Origin of the sequence: Chryseobacterium sp. S0630 (genome assembly GCF_024158915.1) — a bacterium.
GTDB lineage: Bacteria > Bacteroidota > Bacteroidia > Flavobacteriales > Weeksellaceae > Chryseobacterium.
This window is the reverse complement of the sequence record NZ_JAMZGF010000036.1, coordinates 1-21,624: the sequence shown is the minus strand read 5'-3', so window position 1 is coordinate 21,624 and position 21,624 is coordinate 1. Positions and strand designations below refer to the sequence as shown.

Below are 21,624 nucleotides of genomic sequence, written 5' to 3'. Positions count from 1 at the left end.
GTCAATCTATTTTTTATCAGAATCAAAATTCTTAATGGAGTCCTGATACTTCCATTTTCTATGTGACCAAAGGTAGTTGTCAGGATATTTGTGTAAAGTGTTTTCCAATAATTTATGAAATTTTCTCACAACTTCATTTTCTGTAAACTTTTCACCATCCGGATATATTCTGTGATAATTAACCTGATAATAACCGCGTTTTACCTTTTTCATTTCACAATAGATGAAGACAAGATCCATCCTTGTGGCAAGCCTGTCATAGCCTATAAAGGCAGGCGTACGCTGATTCAGAAATTCTAATCCGTAAGTGACATGAGCGTGGTGAGGCGTTTGATCAGCTACAAACATATAAGCTGAATCTCCATTATTTTTAGATCTGAAAATATTCAGAATAACTTCATTGGCTTCCAGTGCTTCGTTTCCAAATTTGTTTCGGACTTTCTTCATCTGATTCTCCCAAAAGTCATTATTTACCTTTCTGTAAACGGGATGGCAGTGCGCCTGAGGAATAATTCTTGCCAGTGCATTGATCCATTCCCAATTGAAAACGTGACCAGCCAAAAGAATAATATTTTTACCTTCTTCTTTAGCTTCGTGAAATAAATGCTGATTGATATGCTGCATCCTCACTCGGGATTCTGTTTCCGAAATGCTGAAAGATTTGATAGTTTCTACCAGGTAATCTGAAAAATTAAGGTAGAATTTTTTTCGTATCTCCTTGATTTCTTCTTCAGATTTGTTGGGAAAAGAGTTTCTAAGGTTTTGAGTAATAACCTCTTTTCTGTATCCTACAATATAATAATTCAGGAAGAAGATGACGTCCGAAAAAACATATAATATTTTCAGCGGAAGCTTGGAGATCAGATATAATATTTTGATTAGAAAATTCATAAAACACGCAAATTTAGTGATAATAAAATTATGGTTCTATTTTTGCAGAAGGATATGTATTATTTTTTTTACTTTTATATTATGAAAAGATTGATAATATTCGCTTTCCTGGGATTAAGTACTTTCGCTTTTTCGCAAGATGTAAAGAATTCCCCCGATAAAGGAAAACAAAAAACAGCTCTTATAGTTCCTGCAGAGCAGGCTAAATTAGAGGCTCAGAAAAAGGCAGCTGAAGAAAAGGCTAAGCTTCCTAAGCCTTATGACCCCAAAGCTGATGCTCAGGCTGATATTAATAAACTTGTTGCCCAGGCTAAAAAGGAAGGCAAAAATATAATGATCCAGGCAGGTGGAAACTGGTGTATCTGGTGTCTTCGTTTTAACGATTATGTACAGACTACTCCTGAACTGAAGGAAATTGTAGACAAGAATTATCTGTATTACCACCTGAACTATTCTCCGGATAATAAAAATGAAAAAGTTTTTGCTCAATATGGCAATCCGGGAGATAAATTCGGATATCCGGTTTTTATTATTCTAGATAAAGATGGAAAATTGATCAAAGTTCAGCAGAGCGATGTATTGGAAGAAGGAAAGGGCTACAGTAAAGAAAAAGTAAAAGAATTCTTTACTACATGGGCTCCTAAAAAAGGATAAAATAAAAACTGCTTCAGCAATGAGGCAGTTTTTTTATTTTAAAAATCTGTTTTATTAGAAACTGTAACACTTTCTATTTAAAATAAAGTTTCTCACAATTATACCTGTATTTATAAGAGGTCTGCAAAATCAGCGAGAGAATAATATATATTGAATTTACAGTAACTTTTTAATCCAGCTTAATTTTTTATCAGAATAAGGTGGATATTTGATATTCGGTTCACCCCAGGTTGCTTTTTCAAGAATGGCTTTCTGGTGTGAAAAGGTTTCGAAACCATATTTCCCGTGATAATTTCCTATTCCTGAGTTTCCCACTCCTCCAAACGGAAGATTGTCATTACTTAAATGCATCACCGTATCATTAATACATCCTCCTCCAAAAGAAAGCTTTCGGGTAAATTGATCTTTTTCTTCAGAATTATTGGTGAAAAGATAGGCGGCCAGAGGTTTTTCAAGTTCTACAATGGAGTGGAGTGCTGCATTATAATTTTTAAAGCTGATGACCGGCAGGAGAGGTCCAAAAATTTCTTCCTGCATGATTTCGTCATTCCAGTCTATATGATTCAGAATAGTGGGCTCGATATAGAGCTTTTCTTCGTCAAAATAACCTCCGGAAAAGATTTTTTCTTTATCGATAAGACGTATCAGGCGTTGAAAATTCCTTTGGTTGATGATTCTTGTATACTGAACAGAATCCTGATCATATTTAAATTCTTTGATGTATTTCCTAAGCATTTCCAGAAACTGCTCCTGAATGGTTTCTTCCACCAAAAGATAATCGGGAGCTACGCAGGTTTGTCCGGCATTAAGGAATTTTCCCCACACAATTCTTTTGGCTGCCATTTCGAGATTGGCATTTTTCGTGACAATAGCCGGAGATTTTCCACCTAATTCAAGGGTGACAGGAGTGAGATGTTCTGCAGCTGCCTTGTACACAATCTTTCCGACTTTTGTACTTCCTGTAAAGAATATCTTGTCAAATTTTAATGTTAAAAGAGCTGTGGTTTCATCAATACCTCCTTCATATGCATAAAGATATTCAGGTGGGAAGTTATCATTGATGATTGCTGCCATAGCTTTCATAGTATTTTCAGCGATTTCGCTGGGCTTAAGAATACAACAGTTTCCTGCAGCCATGGCCGCAATGATGGGAGAAAGAGATAATTGGTAAGGATAATTCCAGGCTCCTATGACCAGGATACAGCCCAATGGCTCCGGGTAAATTCTGCTGTTTCCCAGCTGATTGACAATGTTGGTACTTACTTTTTTAGGCTTTGAAAGGGATTTTAGGTTCTTGAGATAATAATTGATATCATTCAGAATAAAAGATAATTCTGTAGTGAAAGTATCAAATTTTGATTTTCCAAAATCTTTGTTGATCGCCTCACACAGCATATTCTCATTAGAAATAATAAGATTTTTAAGTTTTTCAAGATACATTTTTCGAAAAGCAATGCTTTTGGTTTGCTGTGTTTTGAAAAAATCTCTTTGCTTCAGTAGAATACTCTCAATTTCCATCGGTGATTTTTTATAATATTAAACGTTCTTATTTTCAGGATCGTATAGGTTGGAAATTTATTAATAATAATTAAATATTGATTTAAATAAAATCAGTTTATATTATTTTTTAATTAATATAGTGATAAATATTGTAAAATTCATTGTTTGGTGATAAAAATATTGTAGTTTTATTTGTATAAAATTTGCGGATGAGAAAATTGCTCTATTTATTTCCTTTATTCTTTTGTTATTTCAGTTACGCACAATGTACAAATTGTGACATTCAAAATCCTACAGACCCTAACTATCATTTTCCGGATAATACAACGGTTTGTTTTACTTCGAATACTACATTCAATAATCCGACTTTTGGAACCAATTCTAAGATTTGTATTGCTTCAGGTGTGACCTTACAGTTTCAGAACAATATCAGTGGCGTTACAAATGCTTCGGTAAGTTTTGATGTTCACGGAACGCTTAATTTTAATCAGACAATAACAAGTGTTGCTGATCTTGATGTACATGTTTACAATACCGGGAATATAACTGTAGGAGGAGGAAATGGAAACCTGACAATGAACGGACAGATTAATAAAATTGTCAATGAAGGACTTATTGAGCTTGGTGTTTTACAATTAGGTGACAATACCTCCAATATGATTGATAATTTTGGAAACCTGAATATTAACGGAAACCTGAATATGAGCAATTCGGCAGTTACTTTTTTCAGAAACGAAGGAGGAGGGCTGATATTACTCAGTGGAAACTATGGAAATAGTGAACAAAGTGTCTATGTGAATTGTGGAACCATTATTTCTCAGAACGGATTTAATATCAACGGGGGGAAAATTATCAATACAGGATTTTTTACTGTGGGAGGAGATATTAATTTATCGGGAAGCAGCAGTGAAATTTACAATTTTGGACTTTTTACGTCCACAGGGAATATGAATAATGCGCCAGCTGATGCTGTGATTTATAATGAAGGAGAACTAGCGCTGAACCAGTATCAGGGAGGGAATGCTGCCATTCAGGGGCCTGCTTCATCCACCAAAAAAGGATATATCGTTTTGCAAAACCCTATTCAGGTGGGAAATGTTGTGATTGGCCCTAATCTCGATTTTAGAAGAACGACAGGTGTTTCTGATCCAGGTACAGTTTTCATGAACAGTACTCCAAGTTTTTTGGCTAATGTTACCTATGATTGTGCTTCTACCAACAGCTGTAGTGCGCCTTTGATTATCAATCCGGGATTTTGCCCTGCCATTAACGGAGATCTGCCTCCAATGGCAGTAGATGATACCTACACCATTGTTGCAGGAGGATCTTCTGCAGGAATTGTTCTGGATAACGACTTTGAAACGTATGGCGGAGCACAGGCAACTCTTTCCAACGTTATTTTATCTCAAATATCAACCTCAAACCCCAATATTTCATTGAATACAACTGACGGACATATTCTGGTAGCTCCTGGAACTCCTCCGGGAACATATACTTTGGTGTATCAGATCTGCCAGACCGCTTCTCCGTCAAATTGTGATACAGCAACGGTGACTGTTACGATTCAAGGGAACGTACCTTGTTATAAACCTGCAGTGACAACAGGAACCGTACTTTCATCAGATTTCGGAATTACTTCATTAAGCAGAGCAGATAAAGGCGGAAGCAACTGGCCGGGAGCAAGAAAAGGAGCGTGGGCTGTTTTAGAATCAAAGAATAAAGGTTTTGTACTTAACAGACTTACCGATGCTCAGGTAGCTGCTATCCCACAGGCAGACCTTAAAGAAGGAATGATTGTTTATAATACAACGCAGAATTGTCTGCAGGTTAATATTGATGGAACGTCTACAGGCTGGAAATGTTTCAATACCCAAACCTGTCCGGATTAACAAAAAACTGAATAGTTATGAAAAAAATAATCTTACTCATTATAATAACAGCTTCCGGTAGTTTTAATGCTCAGGTTGCTTTGGGGAAAACGACGTTAGAATCAGCTTCATCATCTATTGAGTTTGGAAATGAAAACCGAGGGCTTGTTCTTCCATGGGCGACAAACACTGCCAGCATTCAAAATGTGGTGAATGGTACACTGATATTTGATATCTCAGATATGAAGGTGAAAGTGTATCAGAACAACCTTTGGAAAGACCTTTCAGTGGATGCAACCGGTAGTGCTGATACCAGTCTTCAGGATAGTTTAACAGATCAGTCTGATGCAAAGGTTTCTGTAGGAACACCGTCATCTGTCTCTGGAATTCTGGTGTTGGAAGATACCAATAAAGCCATGATTTTACCAAAAGTAGCTTCTCCCCACCTCAATATTATCTCTCCTGCTGCCGGTATGATGGTTTATGATACCCAAAAAAAGCAACTGGCAGTTTTCAACGGAACAGTCTGGTCCTTTTGGGGAGAGTAGTTTACATGATATTCCTTACTGCTATTTTTACAGGGTGATAAAGAAGCAGACCAATTGCCGTAATAAGTGCCAGCCAGAATAATCCTGTGAAAATTTCCATGTTGGAAAGAAGGATAGACTGAGCCGTTATTTTAGCTTTAAAAGCTCCAGCTGTCATGGATAAAGAATCATTCACTGACAGTCTGGAAATATTAGCTCCGAAAATCTGGCTCCATTGATTGTAAAAAACAGGATTGGTATCTGTAAAATTAGCACTGAGAGTATCGGAATGTTTTAATGTTAAAAATAACATCAAATTCTGCATCAATGCATATCCGATAGCTGTTGTCCAGAAACGGGTTGTGGTTCCTAACGCTGTAGCATTGGAGACGTATTCTTCCGGAGTTCCTGAAATCAAAAAGAAAACAAGCGGCGTAAATAATAATCCCTGAGCTACTCCCTGCAGAAATAAAGGCGGACAGATGGTGGAAAGGGTAGTGTCAGGATAAAAAGTATAGGTAAACCAGGCACAATCTATGGCCAGTAACAGAAATCCGGTAAAGAAAACAATCCTTGAAGATATTCCACGGACCAGACAGATTCCTGATAATAGTATTCCCAAAAGAGTTCCTGCGACATTCCAGTACTGGATGTTCACAATATAATCCCAGGGCCATTTCCATACCATAGCCATAATGCTGTAGACGTTATTTAGCCCGGAACGGATCAGATAAAAAATAAAAAACAGAATCATTCCTGCAATCACATTTTTGGAGCTGAAAACTTCAAAATGGAACAGTGGTCTTTTAGAATTTCTTTGTTTAAGCATAAATAAACCTCCTGAAAGAAGGAATATAAAAAGACACATGATAATGGTGTCAGATTCAAACCACATCAATCTTTTACCATAAATAATAGCGTAACCGCCAGCCTGCAGACATACCCAAAGCAAAAACCAGCTGGTAATATCCAATTGGTATAAAGGTTTTTTAGGAAAGAATCTGTTTCTGTTGAATAATGCAATGCCAATGATCAGTACAAATACATGAAAATACACCATCATCAGAATCATATGCTGAAAATCGTAATCTTCAATACTTGATTTTAAAAGGGAAGTGGTAATGGTTCCTCCGGTCAGCATGATAGTATACATGAAGAGGTATGCTAAAACTTTGGCGTGTTTTGTCTTTAATTCAGCAATAATTAAAGGCAGAAAAATAGCGCCTTCCAGCAACCCGAAAATTCCTTCTAAAAACCGGATCACCAATATCACATGATAATCATGGGTAACTGATAAAACGTAAAGAATAATCACGGAAATGGAAGCCATCAGCAGCACATAATATTTGACGCTGAAATACGCCATAAATCTTTGTAAAACTAAAAGGGTAACCACAAATGTCCCGTACATCAAAATCATTAAATACTGGATGTCATCTGAATCTACATCCATAAAAGAAGAGGTGAAGGCGCTGTTCGAATGTAAAAGCGACAACAACATCAGGTGGGGAAACAATGCCAGTATAAGAAGAGGCAGTTTCAGCCATTGTGGTACCCATTTATGATAAACTGTATTGTGTTGCATAATTTTTATGGTGGACAAAAAGCAAAAAATCATTTTTCTGCTTTTTAATCTGAATGAAAAATGCGAAAAGACAAAGGGCAAAGGTGTAAATAAGTAAAAGGTAAAATGGCAAATATGCGTAAGAAAAAATTTGCAGATTCGCTATTTTGCGGTTTGCCTTTTCGCTAAAAAAATAATTTAATTTGAAAATTTGAAAATGAGAGAATTTGAAAATTAAATTAAAACCGAATATTTTATACTCTAATACTCTAATACTCTAAAACCCTCCCACACTCAAACTCATATCTTCTTCGCACTCACCAGAACATTCATTCCGGAAAGCAGTTTTTCGTTGTCTTTATTATTATCTAGAATAATTTTCACAGGAAATCTCTGTTCAATTTTTACAAAATTTCCGGTTGCATTATCTGGTTTTACTAAGGAAAACTGAGATCCTGAAGCAGGGGAAACGGAAAGGATTTTTCCTTTAAACTCAACGTCGGGATAAGCATCTGCAGTAATAATTACTTCCTGTCTCTGGTCAATCTGCCCCAGTTGCGTTTCCTTGTAATTAGCAATGATCCATTTTTCTTTGCTGACGATCTGAACCAAAGCCTGACCTTCCTTAATCAACTGTCCTTCCTGAATGGTCTTTTTTCCTACCCATCCGTCATAAGGAGCCGTTATTACCGTATAAGAAAGATACAGCTTAGCATTATTAAGACTTGCAGAACTCTGCTGGATCTGGCTTTTTACAGGAGCAACTTTGGTTTGTTGTTCGTTTGCTCCGGCTTTTACTGCGTTTTTCTGCTGTTCCAATGCCAGAAGATTGGCTTTTGACTGTTCATAAGAAGCTTTTACATTTTCAAATTCCTGCTCTGTAGCTGCATCTTCTGTCAAAAGGTTTTTATATCTTTTGTAATCCTGTTCTGTTCTCCAGATATCAATTTTTGCGGAAGCAATTTTAGCATCAATGATTTTAGTATCGCTTTCTTTAGTGTTTACGCCACTTTCAATAGTGCTTATGGTTGCTGTATTGGCATGAAGATTAGCTTCAGCTATGTGTACCTGGTTCACAAACTCTCGGTTGTCAATGACAATTAAAGTGTCGCCTTTATGTACAAACTGATTTTCGTTAAAACGTATCGTTTTGATGAAACCTGATACCTTACTGGATACAGGCGTGATATATTGCTCGATCTGCGCATCATTCGTCGTCACATTTTTTCTCGAAAAAAGATAAAAGCTTACCATTCCTGTGATTCCACTGATAATAAGGATCCAGGCCAGTAAAGTAATGGACTTGTTGATTCTTTTTTCCTTTTGTGTCAATTGTTTCTGTGCCATAGTTTTTATAAGTTCCCAATCGTATATTGGAGTTGGTAATATTTAAGTTGTCTGTTAATTTTTACGGAAATAAGATTAGATTCAGCTTCCAGATACGTGTTGTCTGCATCTATCAGTTCAGTGATAAGGCTTAATTTATTGGCATATTTAGTTCTTACAATACGATAGTTTTCTTTAGCCTGATTAATCGCTTCCTCAGCAATTTTTACCTTCTGGTCTGTCTCTTCAAACTTTTTATACGCTTCATACACATTATGTCTTACATTTTCCTCGTTTTCTTCAATCTGCAGTTTGGCAAGATCAATATTTTCCCGTGCTTCCTGCATTCGGTATTTATTTTTGTACAGATTTTCGATAGGATAGGTAAGATTTACACCTACCATTCCCAAACGATACGCATAGGGTTCAGGAGGAAAGAACATCATATTCGGATATTTTAAAAAATATTCTCCGCCAGCCGTAATTTTTGGTAAATAATTCGCTTTGGTAATCTTTTGATCCAGTTCCTTCAGAGAGAGATTTTTATGGGTGATTTCAACAGATTCATTCTTGTTTAAAGCAGTTTCTGTCAGTTCATCAACATAGGGAATTGTTGCATTGTCTGAAATCAAATCTTCTGTATTTACGTGCATTTCCTGACTTTCTGGAAGCGAAAGAATTGTTTTCAGTTTATGTTCTGCAATCTGAATATCATTATCCAGTTCCGTCCAGCTCATTTTATGGTTCGACAGCTGCAGTGAAGTTCTTAAGACTTCATTTACCGTTACAACACCATTAGCTTTCAAAGCTTTTACCTGCTTGATGTTTACAGAATCCTCTTTCATTTTATCATTAATAAGACTCTGTTGCTCTTTTAAATGATGGATTTGTAGAAAAGCAGTAATGATTGACATTTTAAGCTGTCTTTCGTCCAGATGGGTTTTTAAAGCTGAAATTTCAGTATCTATAGCTGCTTTCTTCTCTGTATTTTTAATTTTTCCTCCCATGTAAACCGGGATTGAAGCAGATAATGTAAAATCATACATTCCATTAATCACATCGTACTTGGTGGCTTTATTAAATACGCCATTCTGATGCTGAAACAGGTTTGTTACCTGATTGTAGCTTGTATGGAATTCAATGTCCGGAAGCTTTTCCATTTTGAGATCTTTCTCTTTGGTAACAGACATTTCCTGTTTAAGATGACTGATCTGTATGTTTTTGTTGTTTTTAAGACCAATCTCTACCGCTTGTTGTAAGCCGAGATGCTGGTAATCGATCATCTGTGAGTGTAAAAAGTTGCTCAATAATAAGCACAACGCTATGCACAGATACCGGCATGCGTTAAATATGATATTCATAAATTAATTAAAGGATTTTTGCTAAAATGATTTTGATTCAGCAAAGTTACGATGAGAAGCTACAGACCCTATTTGTGAAAACAGAAAAAGATTTGCTCATTTACGCCAATTTGGAAATTCTTCTTACCTTTATGGGATGAACAACAGCCATTTTAAAGAAGTAGAAGAAGATGATACCGAATTTTATGTTTATCATGTCCTTACCGGAAATGTAACCACGGAGATTCATTATCACAGTTCTGCACAGTTAGTCTATGCAGAAGGCGGTATTGTACATGTTTTTACAGATCAGAAACACTGGTATCTTCCTGCCAGATGTTTTATGTGGATTCCAGCCGGAACTCCCCACTATATTTTTTCTACCAGTCCAAAGGTTGATTTATATAACTTTTATTTTAAGAAAGAAGAAAATGAAAGTGGCTTTTTTGATGAAATTAATATTTATTCAGTAAATAATTTACTGCGGGAGATGATTTTGTATACTAAAGAATGGGATGGGAAAATCACAAAAAATGATACCTCTAAATACTTTTTCCTCAAAGCACTTAAAGGCGTTTTGCAGGAGAAAAAACACAAACACCTTGCCTTTCCCATACAACATCCGTTTCCTAAAGATGAAACCTTACTGAAGATTGCAAGATATATCCATGCTAACCTTGAGAAGCCCCTTACGATCGAATCTACCGCAAAAGAATTTGGAATGAGTACAAGAACCCTTTCCAGGAAATTTAAAGAGATTCTGGGCATGAATTACATTCGCTTTCTAAGAGCGTTGAGAATTACCCGCTCTCTTGAGCTGATGCTGGAAGGAAAATACAATATGTACGAAATTGCTATGATGGTAGGGTACAACAGCCTGTCGTCTTTCAGTAATATTTTCAAAAAGGTAATCGGTACTGCCCCTACGGAGTATCAGCATAAATTGAGAGGGGATAGGTAGTGAGTAGGAGTGTTTGAGTGTTTGAGTGTTTGAGGGTTTGAGGGTTTGAGGTTCGGGGTGCGTGTTACGAGGTAATGGGTCTTATAGTGTGGGATAAACTTTCTTGCCTGTTCTTAGTAAGGTTGTTAAAAAGCTAATTTAACGAGTAATAGCAGTTAAGCTTTCCTACATTCCCCTTCCCTGAAGGGGTGGATTTTTGCACAGCAAAAAGACGGGGTAGTTCAATAAAAAAACCACCTCAATAAATTGAAGTGGTTTTGTATTGTGAGAAAATCTCAGTTGCTTAATTAAGCTTCTTCAGATTTAACTTCTTCTTTCTTAGCAGCAGGAGCAGCTACAACTGGAGCGTCAGATACGATATCAAACTCATAGTTGTACTCTACATTTCTGTGAAGTCTGATAAGAGCTGCGAATTTACCAGTTCTCTTGATAGTGTTACCAGGAATTTTGATATATTTTTTCTCTACAGAAACACCAGCTTTTTCTAAAGCAGCAGATAGATCAGCATTGTTGATAGATCCGAATAATTTGTCACCAGTACCTACTTTTGCAGGGATCGTGATAGAAGTTTTCTTCAATTGCTCAACTACAGCGTTAGCAGCAGCGATTAATTTAGCTTCTTCTTCTTTTCTAGCTTCTAATGTAGCTTCTAAAGCAGCTTTGTTTTTAGGGGTAGCTAAAAGAGCAATTCCTTGAGGAATTAAGAAGTTTCTAGCATAACCTGGCTTTACGTTTACTGTATCAAACTCAAGTCCTAAGTTTTCTACGTCTTTTTTTAGGATAATTTCCATTGTTGTTGTCCTTTTTAAGATTTTAGTTTTATATCTAAAATCAAGTTAGAATTAATGATGTATTCAGCAACAAAAGAAGAGGAGACCTCTTCTTTTATTTATTTTTTGTCTTATTTCAATAAGTCAGCTACGTATGGTAGTAAAGCAAGGTGTCTTGCTCTTTTGATAGCAGCAGAAACTTTTCTTTGGTATTTTAAAGAAGTTCCAGTGTATCTTCTTGGTAAAATTTTACCTTGCTCGTTTACAAATTGTAATAAGAAATCAGCATCTTTGTAATCAACGTGCTTAATTCCGTATTTTTTGAATCTACAATATTTCTTTTCAGATTTTGTATTGATATCAAGTGGAGTAAGGAATTTTACTTCTGATTCTCCTCCTGCTGAGGCTTGTTTAGCCATTTCATCTATTGCCATGTCTTGTCTTTTTTAAAAAATAAGGTTAATAATTAAGCTTTAGCTGCTTTTACTTTAGCTCTTCTTGTTACAGCGTACTCTACAGCGTGCTTGTCAAGTTTTGTAGTAAGGTAACGGATTACTCTTTCGTCACGCTTAAATGCTAATTCTAAATCAGCAACTACAGTACCTTCTCCTTTAAATTCGATTAAAGTATAGAACCCATTCTTTTTCAATTGAATTGGGTAAGCTAATTTTTTTAATCCCCAGTTTTCTTTAGCAACGATTTCGCAGTTCTTTTCTTTGATTAGATCTACATACTTGTTCACTGCTTCCTCTACCTGTGCCTCAGATAGAACGGGAGTTAAAATGAAAACAGTTTCGTAATTGTTCATAATGTTAAAAAATTTGTTAATTATTTCGAGGTGCAAAAGTAGAAAATATATTTCTTATATGCAAGGGGATTGGTGAAATAGTTAGCGTTTCCTGAGAATATTTATTCATCTTTGTTATTGATTCTTGGATTCAGTTTCATCTGTGGACCTGATTTCCGTTAGAAAATTCACCTTCAAAACATCATACAAAGAATGTCTGCTTACCAGGATAGAAGCAATAGAAGATACCATTCCGGCAAGCATCAGATGGAATATCAGGGAATGTCTGTCTGTCATTTCCAGTACAATAATGGCCGAAGTAAACGGAGCTCTCGTGATACCGGTAAGAAAAGCGACCATTCCCGCCAGAATCACCACATTGGTTTCGTTAGGTGTTAAATGAATAATTCCTGAAATTACAGAACCTATACTTGCTCCCGCAGTAAGAGCCGGAGCAAAAATTCCGCCAGCACCTCCTGAGGTAAAGGAAAGTGCAGGGCCAAGCATTCTGAGAATGGGAACGTACCAGTCTTCATGTTTATCTTTAGTAAAAAGGACGCGTTCCATGATTTCTTTTCCTGATCCCAGAACTTCTCTGTTGATGAAATAAGCGATGGAAGCAATAATTAAAGCACAAGCAATAAGAAAAACTACATTGGCTCTATCCGTTTTCAGTTTTTTCTTTTTCCAGCTATTGATTTTAAGCATGGTAACTGATAACTGGCTGGCAAGAATACCGGCAGTGGCAGCCACCAGTATAATCGGAAACATGACCATTAAAGAAACATCATTGGTTTTCGGATATCCCAGATATAAATAAGATCCTGCCAATGTTTGAGCGGTAAGACCTGCAATGATTACTGCTGTAAATAAAGCCGTTTTAAAGTAATTGATATGGGTTTTTGACAACTCTTCAACCGCAAAAACAATTCCTCCAAGCGGAGTATTAAATGCTGCCGCAAGACCAGCCGCTGCTCCCGTCATAATCATGTTTTTCTTGGAAATCTTTGGCCACCATTCCGGAAGGTATTCATTCACTTTTCTGAAAACTGAACCTGCAATCTGAATGGTAGGGCCTTCACGTCCTACTGCACCTCCTCCGATTACGAGGATCACGGAAGACAGTATTTTGAAAAAAATAATTTTAATACTTAACAGATTCCTGATTTTCCTATGTTCTTTCGGATTAGCCAGTTCTACAGCTGCCATCACTTGAGGAATACCGCTTCCCTTGGCATTGGGCGCAAATTCTTTCACCAGCCACCATGATAATACAAACCCTACGGGAGCAATAATGAAAATCATCCATGCATGCCAGTCGAAAATAAAATTCATGAGATGTTCACCCCATGCAAATACCTGTGCATACATTACAGCAAAAAAACCTGTAATTACAGATCCTATCCAAAAGGGAATAGCCTGAAGCAGGTTGTGTTTCAGCTGTTCATTCCGGATATTATCGAAGGAATTTTTGAGAGATCTTTTTATGAGGGCGAAAATTTTCAGCATTTGCAGGTTTTGAGGGATGAAATTACGGTAAAATTTTGGAAATTATGTTTCGTTTAAAAACTTTGAAATGATTTCAGCGTTTCCGTCCGTCAGTATTTTCAATGATAATCACCGAAATATTATCCTAAAGAAAGTTGATGTATATCTCGATAATGAGCTTTTCATTCAATTTCGTCAAACCAAAAAACTTTCTTTAATCCGGATCCAAATTATTATGATTGTTTCTGTTTAAATTTAATGCTTGTAAATGTAATGGCTAAAAAAGCGATTATAATGTAAAGTGATAAATGATTGATTGTTGATTTTGTTTTTAAATTAGTATTTTATTGGGTATTTAATAATTTTAATTAATACTGTTTGATGTTTTAAAACTTCAAAAGAATTGATTTGAAAAAAGAAAAACCTCCGAAATAACTCGAAGGTTTTTTTATTTGAAATCGGTAACAATTACTTATTACCCATTGCTTATTACTTATATTTCTGTGTTCAGATCCCAGTTTTCAAGGTAGTCGTGAACGTGCTTCAGCATCATTCCTCCCAGAGAACCGTCTACCACTCTGTGGTCATAAGAGTGAGACATGAACATTAAGTTTCTGATTGCGATTACATCTCCATCAGCTGTTTCAAGAACTGCAGGCTTCTTAACGATCGCTCCGATTGCTAAAATAGCTACCTGAGGCTGAGGAATGATCGGTGTTCCCATAAGGTTTCCGAAACTTCCTACGTTAGAAATTGTATAAGTTGCCCCTTGAGTATCTTCTGGTCTCAATTTCTTGTTTCTTGCTCTGTAAGCTAAGTCATTGATTGCTTTTGCAAGACCTGAAAGAGATAACTGATCTGCATTTTTGATAACAGGAACAATAAGGTTTCCGTCCGGAAGGGCAGTAGCCATACCGATATTGATGTTTTTCTTTTTAATGATGTTTTCACCATTTACAGAAACATTGATCATTGGGAAATCCTGGATTGCTTTCACTACAGCTTTTACGAAAATAGGCATGAAAGTCAGTTTTTCACCTTCACGTTTTTCGAATACTGCTTTGTTTTTATTTCTCCATTTTACAACATTGGTAACGTCTGTTTCAATGAATGAAGTAACGTGTGGAGCAATTTGTTTTGCTTTTACCATGTTTTCAGCGATGATCTTTCTCATTCTGTCCATTGGAATGATCTCATCACCTGCACTTACCGGAATGGTAGCTGCAGGAGCAGATACTGCCGGTTGTGGAGTAGAAGCTGCCTGTACCGGAGCCGCCTGCTGAGCTGGCTTGCTTCCTCTGTTAGCAACATACGCTAATATATCTTCTTTGGTAATTCTTCCTTCTAAACCGCTTCCTTTGATAGATTTCAGTTCAGTTTCAGAAATATTTTCCTGTTGTGCGATAGATTTTACGAGTGGAGATAAATAAAGGTCTCCTGAGAATTCTACGTTTGAAGCAGCTACTGTTTGTAGAGGCTCTTCAATCGCTTTTAAAGTTTCAGCATCCGGAGTCGCCGCAGGAGTTTCAGTTTTTACTTCTTCTGAAGCTGAACCTTCTCCTTCAATTTCTAAAATAGCAATGGCTTCACCTACTTTTGCAACTTCATCTTTTTGCTTTAAAATTTTTACAATTTTCCCCGAAACTGGTGTCGGTACGTCTGAATCTACTTTATCTGTTGCAATTTCTACTACGGAGTCATCCTCCTTTACGTTATCACCTTCATTGAATAACCAAGTGATAATTGTCGCTTCCATAACCCCTTCTCCCATGGATGGAAGCAATAATTTGTATTCTGCCATTTTTGATTTTTAGATTTTGACAAATATATAAAAAAAATCGGTTTTTTTAAGAAATATATAATCTTAGCTGAATTCGATATAAATATTTTCGCCTACATTCAGCCCAAACAGGCTTTTAGCACCGTTTTTCTTGCTTCCTTTGTAGATGGTAAGCTCCAATAACTGGCTATCATTGAAGATAGCAGCAGACTGTCCGTGGAATTCAGTCTCCCTTTTCCAGTCTGAAACGACCTCTGTATGGCTGGAAAATATTCTTGAAAGACTTAAATTTCTGAATTTTATGGTAAAACTGCTGTAGCCTTTACTGATGTTTTCAAAAAAATCTTTATTGATATTTGATATTATATTTCCGAAATTGTCAATATACGTCACTTCACCAATAATCATCCCTTCCGATTCATTATAAACCGCTCGTGGAAACATCAGCTGTTTTGCGGTGTTTATTTTCCTTCCTATGACTTCAGGAAGTCCGCCATTGGCAAGATGTACTGCTGCAGGAACAAAAATATCTGTAGAAGTGAAGTTGATAACGTCGTCAAAACGATTGTTCAGCGTAAGTTCGTAGATCGCTTCCGGTTTAATATCAAAAAATATAAGGCTTAAAAGGCCGTTATCTGCTGCCAGGAAATAAGATCCGTCTGCTTTATAGATGAGATTCTTTCTCGATTTGTTGTAAAAACTGTCTACGGAAAGAATGTGAATGCTTCCTTTAGGAAAATATTTATAGGCATTCCTTACAATATACGAAGTCTGTATAAGGTTGAATGCCTGGATATCGTGGGTTATATCAATAATATTAACCTCAGGGTTTAGAGACAGAATTTTGCCTTTCACAGCGGCAACTCTGTAATCTAAATTTCCGAAATCCGAAGTAAGGGTAATAATTGACATGAGCAATTTATAGAATAGTGTAGTATTGCAAAGTTATTTAAAATAAAAAGAAAGCCCGAAAGATTGTTGAAAAGAATTTGATATAAATTTGAAAAAAAGCTTTAATTTTAAAATCTAAAAATAAAAATACTGCATGTTTGAATTAACATATGATTTGGAAGATATCGATGCGAAAATCTTCTATGGAGTTAATAACCAATATTTCAACTTAATAAAATCAAGCTTTCCAACCATTAAAATTACAGGAAGAGATCATTTTATCTTTGCCATGGGAAATCAGGAAGCTTTAGACATACTGAAACAAAAACTGGATGATATTGTCAGTTTTATCTCCAAAAACAATTCAATAGGGCTGAAAGATGTTGAAAACATATTGAATATTAAAGACGAAAATGAGAAACAACTGGTATTCGATCAGGATATCATTGTAAAAGGAGTTAACGGAAAAGTAATTAAAGCTAAGACGACCAATCTTAAAAAGCTGGTAAAAGAGACGGAGAAAAAGGACATGGTTTTTGCCATTGGACCTGCAGGTACCGGAAAAACATATACCAGTGTGGCATTGGCGGCAAGAGCTTTGAGAGATAAAGAGGTGAAAAGAATTATCCTGACAAGGCCAGCTGTAGAAGCAGGGGAGAGTCTGGGATTCCTTCCTGGTGATCTTAAAGAAAAGCTTGATCCGTATTTACAACCTTTATATGATGCACTTCGTGATATGATTCCACATGAGAAACTGGAAGGTTTCATGGAGAAGAAAGTGATTGAAGTAGCACCATTGGCTTTCATGAGAGGGCGTACTTTGGATGATGCTTTTGTAATTCTTGATGAAGCACAGAACACCACTCATGCTCAGATGAAAATGTTCCTTACCAGAATGGGGATGAATGCCAAGTTCATTATCACAGGAGATCCGAGCCAGATTGACCTTCCGAAAAACCAGCAGTCCGGACTGAAAGAAGCGATGAGAATTTTAAATGGAGTAAAAGAAATCGGATTTGTACATCTTACAGAAGAAGATGTGGTAAGACACCCGGTGGTAAGAAAGATTATCCTGGCTTATAACGATGAGGAAAAAAGACTAAGAAACGACTAGTTCTGAATTTGTAAAAGTTTTCATTAACCTTTCATTAACCTTAAATTGGTTAGTTTAAATTTGTTAATTTGAAAAAAATAATTAGTTTTGCAGACCTTTAAATGTAAAAACTAATTAAACATGAAAAAACTTTTACTTGTTGCAGCGGTCGCTGCTATGGGAATTTGTGCCAACGCACAAGAATTTCGATTTGGTCCAAAAGCTGGTTTCGCAATGTCTACCATTAAACTAGACGATAAGCAAGATGATCTTGACGGAAGAAAAATGTCTCCTAAATATACCTTCTATATCGGTGGAATGGCTGAGTACAAATTCAATGATAACTTTGCTGTTCAGGGAGAGGTTTTGTATTCACCACTTGGAGCTAAAGAAAAAATTGATGGAGTAAACGCTGGAGGGATGTATTTTGGGGAATCAACTAAAGTGACTTTCGGGACTCTTTTGGTTCCTGTTTCTGCAAAATACTTTATTACAGAAGGTTTCTCTGTAGCTGCAGGTCTTAACGTGGGAATTATCCTTACCGCTAAGCAGAAGACTGTCATCGGTTCAGATTTCCTTGATGTAGAAATGGAAGGTGAAGGCGGTGATGTAGATATCAAAAAAGATATCAAATCATTGAACCTTGCTCCGTTCTTAGGTGTTGAATATATGCTGGAAAACGGACTTTTCTTTGATGCAAGATACAGCTTAGGAGTGTCCAACCTATCTAATGACAACAGCGGAGGTTCTGTAAAGAACAGCTTTGCTCAGGTGGGTGTAGGTTTCAAATTCGGAGGAAACTAATTCTGAAATTTTAGTTATCAAATAATAATATAATGCAGGACAACATTTGTCCTGCTTTTCCTGTTATAGGTAGTTTATTCTGATGATAAAAATAATTAGTACTTTTGCACAGTAATTCAAAGCTACTAAAAAAATGAAAAAACTATTATTACTAGGTGCTTTTGCACTTTTAGGAGGTGCTGCTCAAGCGCAGGAAGGTTTTAAAATCGGTGGACATATTGGTGTTCCCGTATCAGATGCAAGTGATGTATCTTCGTTTACATTAGGAGTAGATGCAGCTTATATGTGGAATATTGCTAAAGGTCTTGACCTTGGGGTAACCACAGGATATTCTCATTTCTTCGGAAAAGATCACTTTGATGATTTCGGATTTGTTCCTGTAGCTGTTTCCGGGAAATATAGATTTAAAGGAGCTCCTATCTTTGTAGGATTAGACCTTGGATACGGTATTTCTACAAAAGATGGAGTAGATGGTGGTTTCTATGCACAGCCTAAATTTGGATATCAAATGTCTAAAGGGGAGTTGTACATCGGTTACCAATCTATCAGCAACAAGCGTGACCTGCCAGGATGGGGAAGCTATAGCTGGAATGTAGGAGCTGTTAACCTTGGTTATAATTTCTTCTTGAAATAAGAAAAAGCAATTGCATATGAAAACTCCGGCCGAAGGCCGGAGTTTTTTGATTACTTATATATAGACTGTACGGATTTCTGATCAGGAATTTTTAATAGAGTGGATGTATATCGATTAGAAATAAGGAAAAACAGCTTTAAATAATAAACATTTGTTTAAATTTTAAGAGTTAATAACTTTAAAATTAATAGTTTAGGTTAATTAATTTTAGCATTTCCCCAGGATTGGTGGGGTTTTGCAAAAAATTGCGAAATTTAAAAAGTTAAATATATTTGTCTCTTGTTGAAAAAAAGTGATTTTTTTATTCATAATATTGTGAAAAACTTAATAAGTTCTCTTAACTAGGATTTATTTTTATAAAACTCCAAATTTTAACAATGATATTAATCACATTAACAAATTTTAATATTAGTGGGGACCACTGTAAATTTGCCCTCAGAAAGTATTAAAATTTTTTAAAATGAAAAAAATATTATTAGCGGGTGCTGTTGCACTTTTCGGTTTATCAAACGCTCAGATTGCTAAAGGAACTACATATTTATCAGGATCTGTTGGTTATTCTCAAGTAGAAACTAACAATGGAAACCTTAAAAAAGAAAACTTCAACGTATTACCTACAGTTGGATATTTCGTTAACACTAACTTAGCAATCGGATTAGGTGTAGGATACCAAACTGAAAAAACTACAGCTACTACGACTACTACTATCGGAAACGCTACAACTGTAAGCGAAAACGTAATTAAGCAACCAGCTTTCGTTGTTGCTCCATTCGTAAGAAAATACTGGACTTTATCTGAGAAGTTATACATCTTCGGACAGTTAGCAGTACCAATGCAGTTTGGAAAAACTGAAACTGAAAACAGCTCTGTAACTACAGCTGGAAACACTACAATTTCTAACTCTACTTCTACTGAAGCTAAATACACTCAAATCGGTGTAACTGTTAAACCAGGTTTAGATTATTTCTTAAACAAAAACTGGTCTATCGAAGCTACTATCGGTGAGTTCGGTTATAGCAACTACAAGCCAAAAGATGGTGATGCTACAAACAACTACAACTTCGGATTGAATTTATCTTCTGTAACTTTCGGAGTTAAATATGTATTTGCAAAATAATAAACAAAGCATATAGCAAGAAAGCCCTGAGAAACTCTTAGGGCTTTTTTTCTATATAAAACTAATATAATAATCATGAAAAAAATCGTATTGATGGGCGCTGTGGCGCTTTTCGGTTTATCGAATGCACAGATTGCAAAAGGAACTTCTTATCTTTCAGGTCAGGTAGGATATTATCACAGTGAAAAGGACGAATTCAACACTCAAAGAAAGGATGATGTGATCAGAATCCTTCCTACAGCAGGGTATTTCGTTACTAATAATCTGGCTGTGGGACTTGGTATAGGCTATAAAAGTGCTGTTACAAAATACAAATTGGGCAATCCTGCCATCAGTAATGTATTTGAAGTTAAATATACAGATAATGCTTTTGTGGTAGCTCCATTCGTGAGAAAATACTGGACTTTATCTGATAAATTATACATCTTCGGACAGTTACAGGTTCCATTGGAGTTTGGTAAGGAAAAAATGAATGCAAACAGTAATATTAACGATGCGGATCCTTTGCTTACAGCTGCCTTGAATAAAGAAAATAACTATACTAATATTGGGGTGAATATCAAGCCAGGTCTGGACTATTTCCTGACTAAGAACTGGTCAATTGAAGCTACAATAGGAGAATTCGGGTACAATACTTACAAAAGAGATATTGACGGGGCAAAAAGAACTGATGATTACAAATTGGGGATCAGTTTAACTTCCGTGACTTTTGGAGTTAAATATGTATTTGCAAAATAAAGGATAAAATAGATATATTAGCCCTGAGATACCTATCTTAGGGCTTCTTTAATATAAAACTAATTAATAATAATCATGAAAAAAATCTTATTAGCATCAGCGATTGCTTTATTTGCAGGTTTAAATGCGCAGACTACATTCGGGGTAAAGGCTGGTTATGCCTTATCAAAACTGAATTCCAATGAAAATGATTTTGAAATGGGAGGAATAGAAGGAGGTTTGAAATCCAAATCAGGCTTTTATATCGGAGGTTTGGTTGAGCATAAATTCAACAACAAATTTGCCATTCAGGGAGAGGTAGAATATGCTAACCTTGGAGGAAAAGCAGAGGTTTCAATGCCTGGTATTACCGTTACTGAAAAGATGAATCTTAACAGAATCGTAATTCCTGTATCTGCAAGATATTATGCAACTCCTGAATTGGGTATTTATGCAGGTCCATACGTAAGTTTTAAGACCAATAATAAAGTGAAATTCGAAATGAGCGGCCCAAATGCAGGTATGGCAGATCCTTCGGGAATCAGAGAAGGTGAGCGTTATGTAGAAAGATTCCTGAATGATAGTTTAAAATCTACAGATTTTGGTTTGTTCCTGGGAGCTGATTATAATCTATACAAAGGATTATTCGTGGATGCCCGTTACAGTTTTGGTCTTACCAATATGATTAAAAATCCTGTAGATGGAGAAAAACTAAAAATGAATTTCTTCCAGTTAGGAGTGGGGTACAAGTTTAAATAAGTTCATATTCAAGAAATAGAATTTAGGAGAGTTTGAGAGTCATATAAATGTCTTGAATCAACTTTAGATCTGACACTTTATATAAAACCATTCTTGTTCGATAAAATTTAAATAGAATTAACAGGTCGCTCCTCCGGAGCTCTAATTTTAAAA

Annotated in this window: 21 protein-coding genes; 10 read left to right on the top strand and 11 right to left on the bottom strand. The window is 36.0% G+C overall.

Annotated features, from left to right (window positions below; genetic code table 11):
• Positions 1-6: 6 nt before the first annotated feature.
• Positions 7-891: a lysophospholipid acyltransferase family protein gene (locus NK356_RS15625; protein ID WP_034695463.1), complete on the bottom strand. Its 885-nt coding sequence runs from the start codon at positions 889-891 to the stop codon at positions 7-9.
• 81 nt (positions 892-972) lie between these two features.
• On the opposite strand from NK356_RS15625, the gene NK356_RS15620 reads away from it, so the two are divergent.
• Entirely contained in the window at positions 973-1,545 is a 573-nt protein-coding gene (locus NK356_RS15620; protein WP_034695460.1) for a thioredoxin family protein, read from the top strand.
• 156 nt (positions 1,546-1,701) lie between these two features.
• Here NK356_RS15620 and NK356_RS15615 read toward each other — a convergent pair whose 3' ends face one another.
• The gene (locus tag NK356_RS15615) at positions 1,702-3,063 is read right to left on the bottom strand and encodes an aldehyde dehydrogenase (RefSeq protein WP_253317408.1); all 1,362 of its coding nucleotides are present in this window, start codon (positions 3,061-3,063) and stop codon (positions 1,702-1,704) included.
• A 191-nt stretch (positions 3,064-3,254) separates the two neighbouring features.
• Here NK356_RS15615 and NK356_RS15610 point away from each other — a divergent pair, with 191 nt between their 5' ends.
• Positions 3,255-4,934 carry a hypothetical protein gene (locus tag NK356_RS15610; protein ID WP_253317407.1) on the top strand — a complete coding sequence of 560 codons (1,680 nt, stop codon included), beginning with the start codon at positions 3,255-3,257 and terminating at the stop codon, positions 4,932-4,934.
• A gap of 17 nt (positions 4,935-4,951) precedes the next feature.
• A complete protein-coding gene (locus NK356_RS15605; protein ID WP_034695454.1) occupies positions 4,952-5,461 on the top strand; it encodes a hypothetical protein in 510 nt (169 codons plus the stop codon).
• A 1-nt stretch (position 5,462) separates the two neighbouring features.
• Here the strand turns inward: NK356_RS15605 and NK356_RS15600 are convergent, their stop codons facing one another.
• The 3 genes from NK356_RS15600 to NK356_RS15590 all read right to left on the bottom strand — a co-directional run bounded on the left by NK356_RS15600 (position 5,463) and on the right by NK356_RS15590 (position 9,613).
• A complete protein-coding gene (locus NK356_RS15600) occupies positions 5,463-7,025 on the bottom strand; it encodes a hypothetical protein (RefSeq protein WP_253317406.1) in 1,563 nt (520 codons plus the stop codon).
• A gap of 279 nt (positions 7,026-7,304) precedes the next feature.
• The gene (locus NK356_RS15595) at positions 7,305-8,351 is read right to left on the bottom strand and encodes an HlyD family secretion protein (RefSeq protein WP_253317405.1); all 1,047 of its coding nucleotides are present in this window, start codon (positions 8,349-8,351) and stop codon (positions 7,305-7,307) included.
• 5 nt (positions 8,352-8,356) lie between these two features.
• Positions 8,357-9,613 carry a TolC family protein gene (locus tag NK356_RS15590; protein ID WP_034695449.1) on the bottom strand — a complete coding sequence of 419 codons (1,257 nt, stop codon included), beginning with the start codon at positions 9,611-9,613 and terminating at the stop codon, positions 8,357-8,359.
• A gap of 214 nt (positions 9,614-9,827) precedes the next feature.
• Here NK356_RS15590 and NK356_RS15585 point away from each other — a divergent pair, with 214 nt between their 5' ends.
• Positions 9,828-10,631: an AraC family transcriptional regulator gene (locus NK356_RS15585; RefSeq protein ID WP_034695447.1), complete on the top strand. Its 804-nt coding sequence runs from the start codon at positions 9,828-9,830 to the stop codon at positions 10,629-10,631.
• Positions 10,632-10,918: 287 nt separating this feature from the next.
• On the opposite strand, the gene rplI is transcribed toward NK356_RS15585, so the two are convergent.
• From rplI to NK356_RS15555, 6 genes are all read right to left on the bottom strand, one after another.
• On the bottom strand, positions 10,919-11,422 hold the full coding sequence (gene rplI, locus NK356_RS15580; RefSeq protein ID WP_034695445.1) for a 50S ribosomal protein L9: 504 nt from the start codon (positions 11,420-11,422) through the stop codon (positions 10,919-10,921).
• A 110-nt stretch (positions 11,423-11,532) separates the two neighbouring features.
• Positions 11,533-11,835: a 30S ribosomal protein S18 gene (gene rpsR / locus NK356_RS15575; protein ID WP_002979091.1), complete on the bottom strand. Its 303-nt coding sequence runs from the start codon at positions 11,833-11,835 to the stop codon at positions 11,533-11,535.
• Between the two features lie 32 nt (positions 11,836-11,867).
• Positions 11,868-12,209 (bottom strand): 30S ribosomal protein S6, encoded by a 342-nt coding sequence (gene rpsF, locus NK356_RS15570; protein ID WP_034695444.1) that lies wholly within the window; start codon positions 12,207-12,209, stop codon positions 11,868-11,870.
• 114 nt (positions 12,210-12,323) lie between these two features.
• Positions 12,324-13,697: a chloride channel protein gene (locus NK356_RS15565; RefSeq protein WP_253317404.1), complete on the bottom strand. Its 1,374-nt coding sequence runs from the start codon at positions 13,695-13,697 to the stop codon at positions 12,324-12,326.
• Positions 13,698-14,169: 472 nt separating this feature from the next.
• Positions 14,170-15,477 (bottom strand): dihydrolipoamide acetyltransferase family protein, encoded by a 1,308-nt coding sequence (locus NK356_RS15560; protein ID WP_034695441.1) that lies wholly within the window; start codon positions 15,475-15,477, stop codon positions 14,170-14,172.
• Between the two features lie 63 nt (positions 15,478-15,540).
• Positions 15,541-16,368 carry an S-adenosyl-l-methionine hydroxide adenosyltransferase family protein gene (locus tag NK356_RS15555; RefSeq protein WP_034695439.1) on the bottom strand — a complete coding sequence of 276 codons (828 nt, stop codon included), beginning with the start codon at positions 16,366-16,368 and terminating at the stop codon, positions 15,541-15,543.
• A 133-nt stretch (positions 16,369-16,501) separates the two neighbouring features.
• On the opposite strand from NK356_RS15555, the gene NK356_RS15550 reads away from it, so the two are divergent.
• From NK356_RS15550 to NK356_RS15525, 6 genes are all read left to right on the top strand, one after another.
• On the top strand, positions 16,502-17,461 hold the full coding sequence (locus NK356_RS15550) for a PhoH family protein (protein ID WP_002979097.1): 960 nt from the start codon (positions 16,502-16,504) through the stop codon (positions 17,459-17,461).
• Positions 17,462-17,581: 120 nt separating this feature from the next.
• Positions 17,582-18,244, top strand: a complete 663-nt coding sequence (locus tag NK356_RS15545; RefSeq protein ID WP_034695437.1) for a porin family protein — start codon at positions 17,582-17,584, stop codon at positions 18,242-18,244.
• A 133-nt stretch (positions 18,245-18,377) separates the two neighbouring features.
• On the top strand, positions 18,378-18,878 hold the full coding sequence (locus NK356_RS15540; RefSeq protein ID WP_253317403.1) for a hypothetical protein: 501 nt from the start codon (positions 18,378-18,380) through the stop codon (positions 18,876-18,878).
• Positions 18,879-19,338: 460 nt separating this feature from the next.
• The gene (locus NK356_RS15535; protein WP_034695435.1) at positions 19,339-19,995 is read left to right on the top strand and encodes an outer membrane beta-barrel protein; all 657 of its coding nucleotides are present in this window, start codon (positions 19,339-19,341) and stop codon (positions 19,993-19,995) included.
• Between the two features lie 75 nt (positions 19,996-20,070).
• On the top strand, positions 20,071-20,733 hold the full coding sequence (locus NK356_RS15530; RefSeq protein ID WP_253317402.1) for an outer membrane beta-barrel protein: 663 nt from the start codon (positions 20,071-20,073) through the stop codon (positions 20,731-20,733).
• 75 nt (positions 20,734-20,808) lie between these two features.
• Positions 20,809-21,471: a porin family protein gene (locus tag NK356_RS15525; protein WP_253317401.1), complete on the top strand. Its 663-nt coding sequence runs from the start codon at positions 20,809-20,811 to the stop codon at positions 21,469-21,471.
• The last annotated feature ends 153 nt before the right edge of the window (positions 21,472-21,624 follow it).